Source organism: Pirellulales bacterium (assembly GCA_035656635.1).
Lineage (GTDB): Bacteria > Planctomycetota > Planctomycetia > Pirellulales > JADZDJ01 > DATJYL01.
In genome coordinates this window covers 1-14,585 of sequence record DASRSD010000082.1, presented here as the reverse complement: position 1 = coordinate 14,585, position 14,585 = coordinate 1, and the positions used below count along the sequence as shown (strand labels likewise).

Sequence of the window (14,585 nt, the reverse complement as noted above, 5' to 3'; positions counted from 1 at the left end):
AGCCCCCAGCGGCGTTTTTGCTGGGGGCTCGGCAGCACTCGACCCCAGCCACCCTCGACGACGCTCCATCATCTGCGCACTCGCTCCGCTAGCGCGTCGCGGCTAAACCTTTGTTCCATCACCTGCTCACCCGCTCACCCGCTCACCTGCTCATCCCATCACCCGCTCACCCCATCACCTGCTCACCTCCACAACCCCTCATCCGCGCACCCCGCTCCGCCCAGCGCGTCGCGGCTAAACTTGAGGGGTGGCCCAAAAAAAGCGTTGTATTTTTGGGCCCGCATCGCTATAGTGTACACAAATACAGTTACATGCTTTGCGCGCCAGTCTGGCTGTGGTTGACGTAGATCTAGGCGCTGGGGCTGGCGCTGGCTTGGGTGGCTGGGGTCGACCGAAAGGAAGCCCCCAGCGGCGCTGTTGCTGGGGGCTCGGCGGCACTCGACCCCAGCCACCCTCGACTCAGCCGCAGATTCGCCGCTGCAAGGCGATGAAACACATCAACAACTATTCGCCAACAATGCACTCTTTGCGACGTAAACCGAGTGACTTTTGTCAGCTTCCCAAACGCGGGAATCCGCGATTTTCAGGAGCGGACGTGTTGGCGCCGGCGACAAAACAGCGCGGTTTTGTCGTGAAAATAAAAATCCCATGCAAAATGGAAAACGCTGACGAAGCCTGCACGCCGGGCAGCCCGATGGGAGCGGGAGATTTAAATCGGCTGGCCCAACAGCCGGCGCTTTTCGTACATGAATTTCAGATGGTGCGGAAGGTGGCCCGTGTAGGTAGCCAACAGATCGGCCAGGGTGGTTTTGCCCCGTTCGCTGTGAATTCCGGTGCGCTGGAAATCGGCATCGGAACAGAGGCGCAGAATTTCCGCGGTGAGCCGGCGATTTTGGGCAAAAATTTCGCAGGCCAGGTGGGCATCGAGTTGGTCGTAATGCAACCGCTGGGCGAATTTGGATTCGTCGAAACCCATCAAGAGCGGATTATCTTCGGCGATGATGCGCTTCATGCGGTCGGCGGCCACGAGGTCGCTATCGAGCATGTGCAGCACAATTTGCTGAATATTCCACGTGCCGGGGACGGGAAACGCCAGCAACTGTTCCCGCGACAACCCGGCAATCGATTTGCCCAGGTCGTCTGCTTCCGCGGCATAACGTTCGATAAGTTGGCGATCCATAAGTTGGTGTCTGGTGGTCTGGTGTCTGGTGGTTTAGTTCACTTGTCTAAGTTTACTGCTGATGCCCAGTGCGAGACACCAGGCACTAGGCACAAGACACTAAACGTTCGCACTAGTTCACTGAGCCTTCGCAATTTCCACCGCATACGTGTGTACCGGACCATGCATGTTGGAACGGAACACGATCCATTTGTCATCCGGCGTGAACGTGAGGTTCGGCTCGAACTCGTAGTTGTGTTTGGACATATCGACCAGCTTCTCGGCTTTAAACTTGCCGACTTTCACGGTTTCGCCACCGACTTGCATGGTTTGCATTTCGCCGGGGATGGGCGTGAACAGGTAAATCCACTCGCCGTTGCCTGGCGGATCGAGCGGTTTGTTTTCCGGGAGCGGCGTGCGATTGGCGACGCTTCCCGGTCCGCCGCCATCGCCGGCGAACAGTTTGCCATCGTGCGATTGATTGTAGTGGACCGACCACAGCGAGCGCTCGATGGGATAGCGGAGGCGCTCGCCGGTATCGACATTCACCCCGGCCAGCCAGAATTGGCCGGAGCGAGGCGTTTGCAGATCGTACCAAATGGTTTTGCCGTCGGAGCCAAAAAACTCGTGACCGGCGATTTCGTTGGGCATGGTTCGCGGATGCATGAGGCGGGCCTCGTCCGAACCGGGATGGATGGTCCAGATGCGGTCGACCTGGTGCCAGGGCCCTTCGTGGCAGAACATCATCAGTTGCGGATCGGTCTGCGAAAACTGGACGTGATTGAGCCAATCGGTGCTGGGATGAAACGTGTTGGTTTCGCCGGTTTTGATGTCCATGGTGAACAGCTTCATCGGCTGATGAGCGGCGAAGCGCGCGGCAATGCTCCGTTCCCGGGAAGCGAAGTTGCGAATTTGGCGCTGGGCGGAATCGGGAGTGGAATTGGCATTGCCGCCGCCAGGAACCACGTCGCCAGGCCCGCCATCTCCCGGCGGAGCCACCCGGCCTTCGGCCGGCCGGTCGCCGGAAACGCCATTCGATTTAGCATTGTTGGTTTTGCCATCGGCGCTTCCCGACTTGCCCTCCGCCTCGCCGCCGGCCGACTTGCCTTCGGAACCGGCTTGCTGCGAGCCCCGCCCGCCGCCGATCGCATAGCTGCCGGCGAGCAACGTCTCATCGGCGTTCACAGCCAGGCCCGAACCGCCGCGGAAGGGGAGCTTACCGATTTCGCGAGTTTCGTGGGTATCCAAGTTCGTGGCCACGACCGTGTCAACTCGGGTGTCGCCCACCAGCTCGCTGCGAATGTAATACACGTTGCCCGATTTTTTGCTGACGACAGCGCCGCGGGCAAAGCCATCGGCAATTTTTTCCACCTTCGGCGGCGACTTACCGAGGGTCGACAAATCGATTACGGCGAGGCTTCCCGTTCCTGGAAAAAATCCAGCGCCTGGAGGCTGCGAGTTATCTTGCCCCAGCGATGCGCCGCGGCCGTTCGGCTGAGCATCGTCGCTGGGGGGAGCGTCGGCCGGTCGCTCCGAGGCGCGTCCAGGCGGGCGAGTGGTAATTGTCACAAACAATTTATCGCCCCGCTGGTTGTACGCATTTTGATGAAAGTAGAGACTGGAAGTTCCGGGTTCCTGCGACAAACGGATAATGCGATGACCGGTGGCTGGATCGATCCAATCGGTGGGCGGCCCCGGTTGGGTGGTGGAAGTAGCAGAATTCGAAGCCGTCTGGGGACTCACGCTAGAGCGAGGGGTCGATTTTTGAGCATCGGAAGCAGGCGCTTCAGCCGCGAAGCTTGTCTTCCATGCGAAGAGCGCCAAAAACATCCCCAGGCCAAGAATTCCTGTTCGAGAGGACCAATCGTTATGAGTCCGCATAGTTTCCAATCTCCCCGAATGGTGCTAGGCTGCAACCGCGTCTCGATGGACGTTACAATACTCTATCCCCGCCGCAAACAACACCATACTCTGCCCCATTTGGAGAGACAAGCATCGACCTGTTTCACCCACCATTTGTTCGACAGGGCGGGCCGTTACGGCAGTCCGTTCCGCTGTGTATTGCTTTCAGCCTGTGCATCATGCTGCTTGCCAGAACGAAGGCTGCCGACGTGCCTGCGGAGAGCGGGGCAAAAGGGGCGCAAGTGCGTGAGGCGTTGATTTTATCATTGCAAACCAACCTGGGTTATTGCCGCGAGTGGCTTTCGTCCAACGACTTCAAATCGTTGGGTCAAGGGATCTCGGCGTTAACGATCTTGACTGATGCGTTGGAGCGACACGTGGCGGAGAGTGGCAAAGATAAAATCACATCTTTGCGGCACGCCGTAGAGAAGTTTGCCGCAGTAGCAAATGCCGCTGATGCGCAGCATGCCCAAACGGCCATCGAAGCGTTATCCAAAGTGGTAGAGGGACTGGCAACCGTTCCGTTTTCCGATGTTCCTCGTCCGGCAACTAAAAGCGCAGCAGGGTTTACGCCGCTTATGCACTTAATCGATGGAACTTTCGCCGATGCGAAGTCTTCGCTTAGTGCAGGCGATGTTGCAGCCGCTAGGTCGTATACAGTGGCGCTTGTTGAGCTGGCGCAATGGTTGGCCGCTGACCGTGCGGGAGCCCAGTGGAAATCACAGGCGGACGACTTGGCCGCGGCCGCGCAAGATGTCGCGTCTTCCACGACGCTTGATCCCAAGTTGCTTCGCGGCCAATTACACGATGTTTACGCGCGCTGCACAGCCTGCCATCAACGTCAACGATAAGCCGTAGTGATTAAGCATATGCGATTCCCTCGAACCAAAAACAGCTGCTGGTGTCATTGTCACGAATGTGTTGTTTGCCATACGCGCATAGTATCGAGATCGTCCCTTGCGACTGGCAACTCCGCGGGCTATGATTGATCGTCTACAATTCATGGAATTCTCGCATGCGGCATGTCATTTCAGCAGTGGTGCAAAACGTACCGGGAGTGCTGGCGCACATTTCGGGCATGTTGGCTTCCCGCGGCTACAATATCGACAGCTTGGCGGTTGGTGAGACCGAATCGCCACACTTATCGCGAATGACTTTTGTGGTTGTCGGCGATGACCGCGTGCTGGAGCAAGTCAGAAGGCAATTGGAGAAAATTGTAACGGTTGTCAAGGTTGACGACATAAGCTCGCAGGATTACGTGGAGCGGGATTTAATGCTGATCCGCGTGCGTGCCGTGGGGGACAAGCGACGCGAAATCCGCGAACTATGTGACATTTTCCGCGGTCGAATTGTGGATGTGGCGAAGGATCAGGTGATCGTGGAAATTTCCGGGCAGGAAAAGAAAATTGAGGCGTTCATCGAAATGATGCGGCCATTTGGTATTTTAGAACTCGCCCGGACGGGCCGCATTGCGATGGTTCGGGGAATTTGTCGGCCCGACTTGACGGCGAGCACATCTAGCACTGACGGAAATATTACTGCAATCAACGACGATTCAATTCGGGGTTCGTTGGCTTGATGCTTGATTGCAATTCCTTGGCTTTTTCTCTTACTCCATTCATGCCAGCTAAAATTTATTACGACAATGATGCTGACCTTTCCATTCTGAAAGGCAAGACCATTGCCATCTTGGGTTATGGCTCACAAGGGCACGCACAGGCACAGAATCTACGAGACAGCGGTTGCAATGTGATTGTCGGCCAGCGCCCCGGCAGCAAAAACTACGAGTTGGCCGTCAGCCACAAATTTAAGCCGGTCAGCGCCGCAGATGCCGCCAAACAGGCTGATATCATCAATATTTTGCTTCCTGACGAAGTACAGGGAGATGTATACCGGCAGGATGTTCGCCCAAACCTGAAGGAAGGGAACGTGCTGATGTGTTCGCACGGGTTCAACATCCATTTTGGTCAGGTCGAGCCGCCGCCGGGAGTCGATGCGTTGTTGGTGGCCCCCAAAGGCCCGGGCCATTTGGTCCGCAGCGAGTTTGAAAAGGGGGGCGGCGTGCCGTGTCTAATTGCTTTTAGTTCTGGTGCCAGTGAAACAACCAAGAAAATTGGTTTGGCATATGCAAAAGGAATTGGTGGTACACGGGCTGGGGTCATCGAAACAACCTTTGCGGAAGAAACCGAAACCGATTTGTTTGGCGAGCAGACGGTCTTGTGTGGCGGGGTGAGCGCACTAGTGAAAGCCGGATTCGAAACTTTAGTTGAGGCTGGTTATCAACCCGAGATGGCTTACTTCGAGTGCATGCATGAGTTGAAGTTGATTGTCGATCTGTTTTATCAAGGCGGACTCAACTACATGCGCTATAGTGTATCCAATACAGCGGAATACGGGGATTACACTCGCGGACCGCGCATCGTGACAGAGCAGACGAAAGCTGAAATGAAAAAAATATTGCAGGAAATTAAATCGGGCCAATTCGCCCGGGAGTGGATATTGGAGAATAAGGCCAATGCGCCGGCCTTTAAAGCTACCCGACGCGCAGAACGTTCGCATGCCATCGAGGAAGTAGGCCGTCGTTTACGTAAGTTGATGCCTTGGATTAATGCCAAAGAAGTGTGAACTGTCGAGCCCACACGTCGCTATGGAAACAGTCCCCACATATCCTATTTCGGAAGCTGAATTGCGGTCGCGACAATTGTTTACGCAATTGCAAGCTGGCGATTGTCTGGAAGCCAAGCATGAAGTGAAGGTTGGTCTTCAGCGATGGACTGCGAAAACCGTGGGCACGGTAGTTCGCTGCGAACGCCGACAGCACGGTTTGCATTTTCGACGTCACGTAGATGACAAGGTATATAGCGATATAATTGTTCTCAAGCGAGAGGATGGAGAACTTACGACCGTCACGCTGGACGAATATACTGTTTTGCGGCGGCTCTGAATGCCATTCGTTCCGCCGGTGGCTGGTTACAATTGCTTTGACGAGCAACTTGGCGGATGCCGAGCAATCAATAACTTCAGATCATGTTCAGTGATGGAAAAAACAAGTCGGCCCCTTTCAGAGTAAATACTCAGTTATTTGCACACCACGAGCGCACATTCGAAAATTTTCGCTTTGTTTATCCGGTGCTGAGTCGGCGAGCAAACGGATTATCGTTGGGAGTGAATCTTAATCCCGACAAAGTTTGCAATTTCGATTGCATTTACTGTCAGGTCAATCGGACTCTACCAGCAGAGACCACTTTTGTCGAAACAGAGCGGTTACTCGATGAGTTAAATGTTGGTTTGCGACTGATCCTGACAGGGGACATTTACCGCACAGAGAAGTTCCGCTGCACGCCACCTAGCCTTCGTCGCTTAAATGATATTGCCTTTTCGGGCGACGGCGAGCCGACCACATATCGCAACTTCGACGAATTGATTGCCAAGTGCGCTGAAGTAAAAAGCCGCCACCGACTCGGCGAAGTGAAAATGGTGTTGATCACGAACGCCAGCATGTTTCATCGCGAGCATGTGCAACGGGGATTGGCCATTCTGAATGAAAATAATGGTGAAATTTGGGCCAAGTTGGATGCGGGCACGGAAGATTATTATAAGCTGGTTGACAGGACGACGATTCCGTTTCAACAAATACTCGACAATATTAGAACGGCTGCGCAAGTGCGCCCAATCGTGATTCAAGCTTTGTTTATGAATGTGAATGGCGATCCCCCCTCTTTTGCTGAACAACTCGCCTTTTGCGATCGGCTGAGTGAATTTATCGCCGCTGGAGGAATAATCAAGCTTGTGCAAATTTACACAATGGCTCGTCGTCCCACCGAACCTTTTGTTACTCCACTCTCCGACGCTGAAGTTGACTCGCTGACCGAGTTAGTCCGCTTCCGGACAGGATTGAAGGCCTGTGCGTATTATGCTGCCTAAACCTCAACACAAAGCGGCAGTCAGTCTATTCTTGTATTTGCCCTGGTGGTGCGATGCCTTCGTCCATTTGGTTGCTAAAATTTCCGTTGTCGTTTTTGCCATTTGGACCCACGGAATAAACTATCCAGCCGTCGTCGGTTTTTTTTAATAATAACGGCTGGCCGGTATAAGGATCCGTTATCGCTTCACGCGGCAAGGATAATTGTTCAATGTTGTCCGCGTCCTTCCCGGTGCGTTGGTGATATTCGCCCTCCGAGTTGATTACTCGCAAACATCGAGACCACACTCGCCACCGAAGGTCTGCGCCCATGGTCGCCAGAATTGCGTTGCCGATTAGCCGGCCCACCAGCGCACGATCGATTTGCTCGGGCCATAGGCGAAATGGTTGGCCATCTGGTCGCGGCTGTACCAGCCCTAACGGTTGCTTGACGAAGTTGTACGCTGCATTTTCGGCTTCCAATTCGCCTAACATCCAGTTGACCATCGGCCAACGTAGTGCCGCTGAAATGGGTCCCGACTGTTCTTGTACAAAGCGGATGGAAAAGGCCCGCTCATTGCGCAATGCCAGTTGCAAGGGCGCCGGGCTATCTTGCAGGGCCAATTCGGCGTCGAGTCTGGCGCGTGCTTCGAGAGAAACCTGGTGACGGTACAAAATCTCGCTGATCGGGCCACACATGCTGTTGCGCAGCGCAATCGACACCAAATAGTTCACTAGCAATGGCTCGTGATCATACAGCCGGGCGAATTTCAACATTTGGACGCCGAGACCCAGGGCTGCGTCAGGATTTCCTTCAGAGGCTAAAACTGCCATTTTCCAAGCCACAAATCGGGCGAATTTGCGGGGCTCGCCACTATGATGAATTGTCCCTTTCAAGTACGCGCTTGGCCAAAGACTGAAGTCCGCCAATGAAGCATACTCATCGCATGCCGCTGCCTGTTGAAACGCTGTAATAATTTCTGGATAAGCATCAACGATTTTTCTTATCGCGGCCAACTGCTCAGGGGTAGGTGGCTCGTGCCTGTTTTCGCGTTCTTCGCAAGTTTCTCCAAGCGGCGATTGATAGAACTGATCGTACTGTCTTTCGAATGCATCAAGTCGAGGAATCGTGCGCTGTAAATAAACGGCAGCGTTTTTTTCATCCGAGATGGGCTTTGGCGCCAAGTCAGCAAGAGAGACAGGTTCGCCAGCGGCGCGCAATTCCGCCAACATGGAATCCAGCCGGTGCTGTGTGCGCCAAGCCAGAATGCCGTTGAATACTAATGCCAAACCTAATAAAAGTCCCAATCCAACGCCGATCCTCCTCAAGGCGCGACTCGAGTACAGTTTCATGACTAGCCTTCCTTGCGGACAAGTTTCCCGCTTTTCAAGCGCCGCTGAATTTCTTGTTCGATCGCGGCAGCCTGCTCCGGACTGTTCGCCGCACCGCTTAAAACCGTCAACTGTTCGGCCATGCGGCGGCCGGTTTCCGCATCAGTTTCTTTTCCGATAGCTACTGCCACTTCGACAATCGCCCGAGAATCGGCAGCCGATGTAGCAACTTCTCGGCCGAAAAGCGCGCCGTGATCGTGCCAGCCGACGGTCCAATTCAAAACAATTCCAAGTACTAAAACAGCAGCGGTTAATCGTCCTATGCGGCGTTCCCAGCGTTGAGTCATTAATCGTTTATGCACTGCCAACAACGTCAGGACGCGCAAACCAGAGGGCAAGGCCTTTGGGGTGACCAAACGCAACTGCTGCTCGATTGGATCAAGCGATTCATTATCCATTGCCTACTCTCATAAAAATCCAACTCCAATCAATCAATGTTTTTCGTTCTATCGAAGTTGTTTACTCAACCAGGGTCGCAACGATTCCAAGGCCCGGCGATAACGTGTGGCCACTGTTGCCGGCGGTTGAGCAGTGACCGCAGCAATTTCTTGAAAGGTGAGGCCTGCAAAAATTTTAAGTTCAACCAATTCGCGATCTTCAATGTCTAACTTCGCCAAAGCTGCTGCAACCATTTCAGCATCATCGTGAGCAGCATAGGGATTCGCAGTCACGTCTGTTTTTTGTTCCAGCAATTGGAATTCTGGATATCGTCGAGATTGATCCTTTTTAACATTTCGAACAGCTTCATTCCGAGCCATTTGAAATAGATACGCTGTTGGATTTTCCACGTTAGCAAACCGCTTCCGATGTTCCACTGCTCGCACGAATGTGATTTGTAATACCTCGGCAGCCTGCTCAGGGTCGTGTAGACGCAGCAAGAGAAATCCGCGTAACTTGTTGGCGCAGACATCATACAACTCGGCGAAGGCCGATTCCTCGCCGCGTGCCAACCGTTCCGCAAGTGATTTTTTGTTCGCTGCCATCGGTGGCTTCTAATAATAAAGACCCCAGAGCAAACTTAATTTATTCAAAATTCCTGAAATTTAGTTGTTGATGGAAACACATTGGCCTAATCCTAACATCACAAGTTCGCGTCGGCCGCTTGTCGTAGCGCGAACCCGACGTTAGGCTGACAGATCGTAAAAATCGCGTTCGGCAGGGCTGAGGGCAATTCCATCCAAATCGTCGAGTCACGAGCGTTCGCGTCATCATGTCCGATCCCTATTTTCAATCCCGATTTGCCCAGCGAATTGGCGGCGCCAATTACGGCAAGGGATCCGAGATTTACAAGTTCGAAAAAATTAAACGCGCCAAGCGCAAAGCGCTGGCCGAGCATCCCGAACGCACGCTGATTGATTTCGGCATCGGAGAAAATGACGAAATGGCCCCCGAAAGCGTCCGGGCTGTTATGGCGCGCGAAATCAACCGCACCGAAAACCGCGGTTACGCCGACAACGGCATTACGGAGTTCAAAGCGGCGGCGGCGCGATTCATGCAGCGCAACTTCGGCGTGCAGCTTGATCCGGCAACCGAAGTCAACCATTGCATCGGCTCCAAAACGGCACTGGCCATGTTGCCGGCGGCCTTCATCAACCCTGGCGATGTCACACTGATGACCGTGCCTGGCTATCCTGTGGCCGGCACACACACCAAGTATTACGGCGGCGAAGTTCATCGCCTGCCGCTGCTGGCGGAAAACGATTTTTTCCCCGATCTCAAATCGATTCCCGCCGACGTGCTCTCGCGCACTAAATTGCTGGTGCTGTGCTACCCCAACAGCCCCACCGGCAAAACTGCCACGCCGGATTTCTATATGCGTGTGGTCGAGTTTGCACAGCAGCACAAAATTGTTGTCATTCAAGATGCGGCCCACGGCATGCTTAGTTACGATTGTCCGCCGCATAGTTTCTTGAGTGTTCCAGGAGCCAAAGAAGTGGGTGTGGAAATCCATTCCATGTCGAAGGGATTTCACATGATCGGCTGGCGATTGGGTTGGGTTTGCGGACACGAACGAATCGTGCGCGCATTTTCCGACGTGAAAGATAATAGCGACAGCGGCCAGTTTATCGCCATTCAAAAGGCGGCCGCCGCCGCACTGGATGACGACTCCATTCCTCGGCAAGTCCGCACGAAGTACGAGCGCCGCTTGCGGAAATTGGTCAGCATGCTCACACGCTGCGGGTTCACCTGCCAAATGCCCGGCGGAACATATTTTTTATACACGCGAAGTCCAAAGGGTTTTGCCGGTGCTAAGTCGGGCAAATTGCAATCCGGCGGTGTGCAATTCGAGAATGCCGAGGCCGCCAGTCAGTTCTTGATCAACGAGCATTCCATCATCACCGTCCCGTGGGACGATGCCGGACCGTTCCTGCGGTTTTCTGTCACCTACGAAGCTGCCGACGAAAAAGCAGAAGATGCGCTGATGACGGAAACGGAAGCCCGGCTGAAACAACTGCAGCCGGTATTTTAAAACTTCAAACTCAACGATTTTTTGCGCATCGCCGGAGCACCGATGAGCATTACCATTGAGCAAAGCGGCGCCTTTGTCGAAACTTTCGAGTTGCAACCCGGCAGCGATGGCCCGTTGGCGGGGCTGCGGTTTGGCGTAAAAGATCTGATCGACATCGCCGGGCGCAAAACCGGTTGCGGAAATCCGAGCTGGCGCGACACGCATCCCCCGGCGCGTAGCCACGCCGTGGTCATCGATCAACTGCTGGCGGCCGGCGGCCAATGCATCGGCAAAACGGTGTCGGATGAATTGGCTTTCAGTCTGATTGGCGAAAATCATTTTTACGGCACGCCTTTGAATCCGCGCGCGCCCAATCGAGTGCCGGGCGGCTCGTCCAGCGGTTCGGTTTCCGCGGTCGCCTGTGGGCTGGCCGATTTTGCACTGGGCAGCGATACCGGCGGCTCGGTCCGTGTGCCGGCCAGCAATTGCGGCGTGTGGGGGTTGCGCCCCTCGCACGATTTTATTTCCGTAGCCGGGGCCATGCCGTTTGCTCCCACGTTCGATACTGTCGGCATTCACGCCCGCAATGCCGAAATTTTGGCCCGTGCCGCCGGCGTGCTGTTGGGCGCTCTGGCTCCTGCAAATTCCCAAAGCCACGTTTCGGCCCCGGCGAAACCGAAAACCATTCATCTGCTGAAGGAAGCGTTCCAACTGGCCGAGCCCGCCGTTCAGCAGGCCCATCAGCAGGCGCTTGAGAAATTGCGAAAACAATTTGGCCCCGCAGTGCGAGAAACTTCATTGGCCGAAATCGCCGGGAACACGGAGCCCGGACCGGCAAGTTTTGATCCCTGGTTTGAAACGTATTGCGTCATGCAATGGGCGGAAATTGAAAACTCGCTGGGGCCTTGGATTGCCGAATGCAAACCCACGTTCGGCCCGGTCACAACCAAGAATTTCGAACTCGTGAAAAGTCTCGACCGCCGCAGGGTGCCCTCGGCCATTGTGCGCCGAGAAAAATTCTATCGGGCGATGCAAAAATTTCTTGGCGCCGCCGATCTGCTGTGCATTCCCACCACGCCAGCTCCGGCCCCCGTCAAGCAAAGCCTGGGAATGGATCAGCGCGTCGGCGACTATTACAAACGGGCGTTGTCGCTGACCTCGATAGCCGGCATTTGCCGCTTGCCCCAAGTGTCGCTGCCGCTGTCGATGGTCACCGTCGAAGGCGGCGAACTGCCGCTGGGGCTCTCGCTGTTGGCTCGCTTCGGCGAGGACCTGTTCCTGCTCGATGTGGTGCAACAAATTGCCAAAGACCATCACGTCACTTAATTCGCAGACAGATCAAATAACAGTAACTCGGCCGCATCCTGGGCGACAATTTCCAGTCGCTGTTCATTTTCCACCGCCGCACCGTCGCCGGGTTTCAAATCCATTCCGTTCAACGTCACGCTGCCGCGCACAACCTGCAGCCAGGCCAGCCGGCCCAATTTCAACTCGTGCTCGGTTTTCTGTCCGGCCTGCAGTAGGGCCGCATATACGTCGGCCTGTTGATGAATAGTCACCGAGCCATCTCGACCCTCCGGCGAGGCAATCAACCGCAGCCGATTTGTTCGTTCGCTCTCGGCAATGGTTTTTTGCTCGTAGCAGGGTTGCAGGCCTTGGCGCTGGGGCAAAATCCAAATTTGCAACAGGTGAACCGATTCCTTATGCGACGGATTGAACTCGCTGTGCCGAATGCCCGCGCCGGCGGTCATCCGCTGCACGTCGCCGGGCCGAATCACGGAGCCGGTCCCCAGGCTGTCTTTGTGTTCCAGCGCGCCGCTGACAATATACGTAATAATTTCCATGTCCCGGTGCGGGTGCATGCCAAACCCCATGCCCGGCTGCACAAAATCTTCGTTGATCACGCGCAACGGGCCAAAACCCATTTGTTGTGGATCGTAATAATCGCCAAACGAAAACGAATGCCGGCTATCGAGCCAATCGATTTTCGTCTGACCGCGTTGGTCCGCTTTGCGAAGGGTGATCATGGTTCGCTCCTTGTCACAGCATAAAGTCGCGGGATTCGAATGGATGTGGCTATTGTATAAAACCAGGCAAATCCTGCTGTCCGTTAGAATTTTGTTCCGTTTGTCCGGATTTTTTATTTCCGGGACAAAATGGAACGGTTTCGTCAGCCGCCCGATCGCACTGCCGCGGCAAATCCGCAGGCCATCGCGGCATGCAGCCTGACAAATCTCCGCGAATATGCGTTCCGAAGGCAGCATTTTCGATGAATCATTGCCGGCGTCCTCGCCCGTCAGACACTTGAGCAATTGCGGAGTTGGCGTCATGGCAAAGCCTGCGAATTGTTCCCTGAATGCATAACCGATCGCCGCGGAAAATGGATCACTCGGATGAATTGCGATACTTGCGATACTATACATGCGCACAGTATCTAGCACAAGCACGGTTTTGAGCCAGTGCAGCGAAGTGAGCGGGTGCTGGGGGGAGCGGGTGGGTGAGCAGGTGATGAGGTGAGGAGGTGATGGACGAAGGTTTAGCCGCGATGCGCTAGCGGAGCGAGTGCGCAGATAATGGGATCAAGAGATGAGCAGGTGATGGGGTGAGCGGGCGATGGAGTGAGGAGGATCAATATTTCCAGCGCTACTTGGCGGCGTCGATTTCGTTGATTTTACCTTTCACGCCGTCGATCTTTTCGGCCAACTCCACAATTTGCCGGTTCAAGGCGTCGGCATCCAGACCGTGCATCACGCGCTCGTGCGAGCGTTCCCGCACGCCTTCCAGCTCGAGCTCGTATTTTTGCAGCAGCTCGGTATAGCGTAGGCGGTCATCGTCGCGCTTAATGCGCTCTCGCTGCTGGCGGTCTTGGGCGGCAATGGCTTTGGACGAGACCAGTTGCTCCCGCTGGGCCTCGGCCTCCTGTTGCTCGCGGAGCTTGCCCATGCGGTTGGCGTTCAAAGCCAACACATACCAGGTTGGCGCTACAATCAGCGCCATCACCGCGAACACAACGGAGGCCAGCACAATGCGATTTCTTTTCAGCCAGGCGGAGATTGAAATTCGCTGCACCGGAAAAACCAGCCCGGGCATGCGCGCCGCCGGCAGCCAATGCTGATTGCCTTGCATCCAAACCGGATCGGTAGCGCCGGTCAGGCCGGTCATAATTCGCTCTTGCAGCGACAGGGCCGTGAATGGCCCCACGGTTTGCCCGTCGAAAATCTGACATAGCGGTGTATTTTTAGCCCAGGGCTTTGCCCGTGGGTGACGGGAGGAAATTTCTGGCGAGCCCCATCGGGGTGGGCTCAATGGCTGGCAGATTTATCGCGCCCCGCTGGGGCTGCATGATCTTAACGATTGCCGCGAACCCAGGCCGTTGGCTGGGCTGTCATAGGTTGCCCCGTTGAGGCAATTCTTGCGAAGGACACTGCACGAAGATTTAACGTGCAAACTGTCTACAGACGAAACACCGCTGGACAAGCCAGCAGTGGCACCCGTGCGGACGAAAAAATGGCCATCGAAAACCATCATTTCGCGGATTTATTTTCCTCGCTGCGCCGCGTACTTCTCTAAAGGTGATTAAATGCAAAAATTTTATGTACGAAGAAAAAGCGCATAGTGTAAATAAGTATACTATATGGGTTTGGGTAAATAATCCGCCACGCCCAAAGCTGGTTACTATTCATGTACATCGATAGTGGATATTCCACCCGCCGCCGGCTGGCTGATAAAAGGCGACGGGCGAAATGCAAGCATTCTTCAAAGCTCAAATGTGACAATCTTCC

The 14,585-nt window shown here is 54.8% G+C and carries 15 protein-coding genes; 7 read left to right on the top strand and 8 right to left on the bottom strand.

Annotated elements, in window-relative coordinates; genetic code table 11:
• Positions 1 to 709: 709 nt before the first annotated feature.
• Complete coding sequence (locus VFE46_07775; protein HZZ27892.1) at positions 710 to 1,180, bottom strand: DinB family protein; 471 nt, start codon at positions 1,178 to 1,180, stop codon at positions 710 to 712.
• Between the two features lie 117 nt (positions 1,181 to 1,297).
• Positions 1,298 to 3,040, bottom strand: a complete 1,743-nt coding sequence (locus tag VFE46_07770; GenBank protein HZZ27891.1) for an oligogalacturonate lyase family protein — start codon at positions 3,038 to 3,040, stop codon at positions 1,298 to 1,300.
• A gap of 200 nt (positions 3,041 to 3,240) precedes the next feature.
• Here VFE46_07770 and VFE46_07765 point away from each other — a divergent pair, with 200 nt between their 5' ends.
• The 5 genes from VFE46_07765 (at position 3,241) to VFE46_07745 (ending at position 6,985) form a co-directional block, all read left to right on the top strand.
• Entirely contained in the window at positions 3,241 to 3,912 is a 672-nt protein-coding gene (locus VFE46_07765) for a hypothetical protein (protein HZZ27890.1), read from the top strand.
• A 164-nt stretch (positions 3,913 to 4,076) separates the two neighbouring features.
• Positions 4,077 to 4,640: an acetolactate synthase small subunit gene (gene ilvN / locus VFE46_07760; protein HZZ27889.1), complete on the top strand. Its 564-nt coding sequence runs from the start codon at positions 4,077 to 4,079 to the stop codon at positions 4,638 to 4,640.
• Positions 4,641 to 4,681: 41 nt separating this feature from the next.
• The gene (ilvC, locus tag VFE46_07755) at positions 4,682 to 5,686 is read left to right on the top strand and encodes a ketol-acid reductoisomerase (GenBank protein HZZ27888.1); all 1,005 of its coding nucleotides are present in this window, start codon (positions 4,682 to 4,684) and stop codon (positions 5,684 to 5,686) included.
• Positions 5,687 to 5,708: 22 nt separating this feature from the next.
• Positions 5,709 to 6,005 carry a hypothetical protein gene (locus VFE46_07750; protein HZZ27887.1) on the top strand — a complete coding sequence of 99 codons (297 nt, stop codon included), beginning with the start codon at positions 5,709 to 5,711 and terminating at the stop codon, positions 6,003 to 6,005.
• Between the two features lie 83 nt (positions 6,006 to 6,088).
• The gene (locus VFE46_07745; GenBank protein HZZ27886.1) at positions 6,089 to 6,985 is read left to right on the top strand and encodes a radical SAM protein; all 897 of its coding nucleotides are present in this window, start codon (positions 6,089 to 6,091) and stop codon (positions 6,983 to 6,985) included.
• A gap of 25 nt (positions 6,986 to 7,010) precedes the next feature.
• Here VFE46_07745 and VFE46_07740 read toward each other — a convergent pair whose 3' ends face one another.
• The 3 genes from VFE46_07740 to VFE46_07730 are packed head-to-tail and all read right to left on the bottom strand — an operon-like array spanning position 7,011 to position 9,337.
• Positions 7,011 to 8,315, bottom strand: coding sequence for a hypothetical protein (locus VFE46_07740; GenBank protein HZZ27885.1), 1,305 nt, complete (start codon positions 8,313 to 8,315; stop codon positions 7,011 to 7,013).
• A gap of 2 nt (positions 8,316 to 8,317) precedes the next feature.
• Positions 8,318 to 8,752, bottom strand: coding sequence for a hypothetical protein (locus VFE46_07735; GenBank protein ID HZZ27884.1), 435 nt, complete (start codon positions 8,750 to 8,752; stop codon positions 8,318 to 8,320).
• Positions 8,753 to 8,800: 48 nt separating this feature from the next.
• Positions 8,801 to 9,337, bottom strand: a complete 537-nt coding sequence (locus VFE46_07730; protein HZZ27883.1) for a sigma-70 family RNA polymerase sigma factor — start codon at positions 9,335 to 9,337, stop codon at positions 8,801 to 8,803.
• Positions 9,338 to 9,564: 227 nt separating this feature from the next.
• Between VFE46_07730 and VFE46_07725 the strand changes: the two genes are divergently transcribed.
• Both VFE46_07725 and VFE46_07720 read left to right on the top strand, forming a co-directional pair.
• A complete protein-coding gene (locus tag VFE46_07725; protein ID HZZ27882.1) occupies positions 9,565 to 10,824 on the top strand; it encodes an LL-diaminopimelate aminotransferase in 1,260 nt (419 codons plus the stop codon).
• Between the two features lie 42 nt (positions 10,825 to 10,866).
• Positions 10,867 to 12,129, top strand: a complete 1,263-nt coding sequence (locus VFE46_07720) for an amidase (GenBank protein HZZ27881.1) — start codon at positions 10,867 to 10,869, stop codon at positions 12,127 to 12,129.
• Here the strand turns inward: VFE46_07720 and VFE46_07715 are convergent.
• From VFE46_07715 to VFE46_07705, 3 genes are all read right to left on the bottom strand, one after another.
• Positions 12,126 to 12,830: a pirin family protein gene (locus tag VFE46_07715; GenBank protein HZZ27880.1), complete on the bottom strand. Its 705-nt coding sequence runs from the start codon at positions 12,828 to 12,830 to the stop codon at positions 12,126 to 12,128. The genes VFE46_07720 and VFE46_07715 overlap by 4 nt on opposite strands.
• Before the next feature lie 616 nt (positions 12,831 to 13,446).
• Positions 13,447 to 14,109 (bottom strand): DUF4339 domain-containing protein, encoded by a 663-nt coding sequence (locus VFE46_07710; protein HZZ27879.1) that lies wholly within the window; start codon positions 14,107 to 14,109, stop codon positions 13,447 to 13,449.
• A gap of 260 nt (positions 14,110 to 14,369) precedes the next feature.
• A partial coding sequence (locus VFE46_07705) for a hypothetical protein (GenBank protein HZZ27878.1) occupies positions 14,370 to 14,585 on the bottom strand: 216 nt, incomplete at its 5' end.

Coding starts and splice junctions, on each gene's coding strand:
- VFE46_07775 (HZZ27892.1), bottom strand. CDS start 1,180: ATGGATCGCCAACTTATCGAACGTTATGCCGCGGAAGCAGACGACCTG.
- VFE46_07770 (HZZ27891.1), bottom strand. CDS start 3,040: ATGCGGACTCATAACGATTGGTCCTCTCGAACAGGAATTCTTGGCCTG.
- VFE46_07765 (HZZ27890.1), top strand. CDS start 3,241: ATGCTGCTTGCCAGAACGAAGGCTGCCGACGTGCCTGCGGAGAGCGGG.
- ilvN (HZZ27889.1), top strand. CDS start 4,077: ATGCGGCATGTCATTTCAGCAGTGGTGCAAAACGTACCGGGAGTGCTG.
- ilvC (HZZ27888.1), top strand. CDS start 4,682: ATGCCAGCTAAAATTTATTACGACAATGATGCTGACCTTTCCATTCTG.
- VFE46_07750 (HZZ27887.1), top strand. CDS start 5,709: ATGGAAACAGTCCCCACATATCCTATTTCGGAAGCTGAATTGCGGTCG.
- VFE46_07745 (HZZ27886.1), top strand. CDS start 6,089: ATGTTCAGTGATGGAAAAAACAAGTCGGCCCCTTTCAGAGTAAATACT.
- VFE46_07740 (HZZ27885.1), bottom strand. CDS start 8,315: ATGAAACTGTACTCGAGTCGCGCCTTGAGGAGGATCGGCGTTGGATTG.
- VFE46_07735 (HZZ27884.1), bottom strand. CDS start 8,752: ATGGATAATGAATCGCTTGATCCAATCGAGCAGCAGTTGCGTTTGGTC.
- VFE46_07730 (HZZ27883.1), bottom strand. CDS start 9,337: ATGGCAGCGAACAAAAAATCACTTGCGGAACGGTTGGCACGCGGCGAG.
- VFE46_07725 (HZZ27882.1), top strand. CDS start 9,565: ATGTCCGATCCCTATTTTCAATCCCGATTTGCCCAGCGAATTGGCGGC.
- VFE46_07720 (HZZ27881.1), top strand. CDS start 10,867: ATGAGCATTACCATTGAGCAAAGCGGCGCCTTTGTCGAAACTTTCGAG.
- VFE46_07715 (HZZ27880.1), bottom strand. CDS start 12,830: ATGATCACCCTTCGCAAAGCGGACCAACGCGGTCAGACGAAAATCGAT.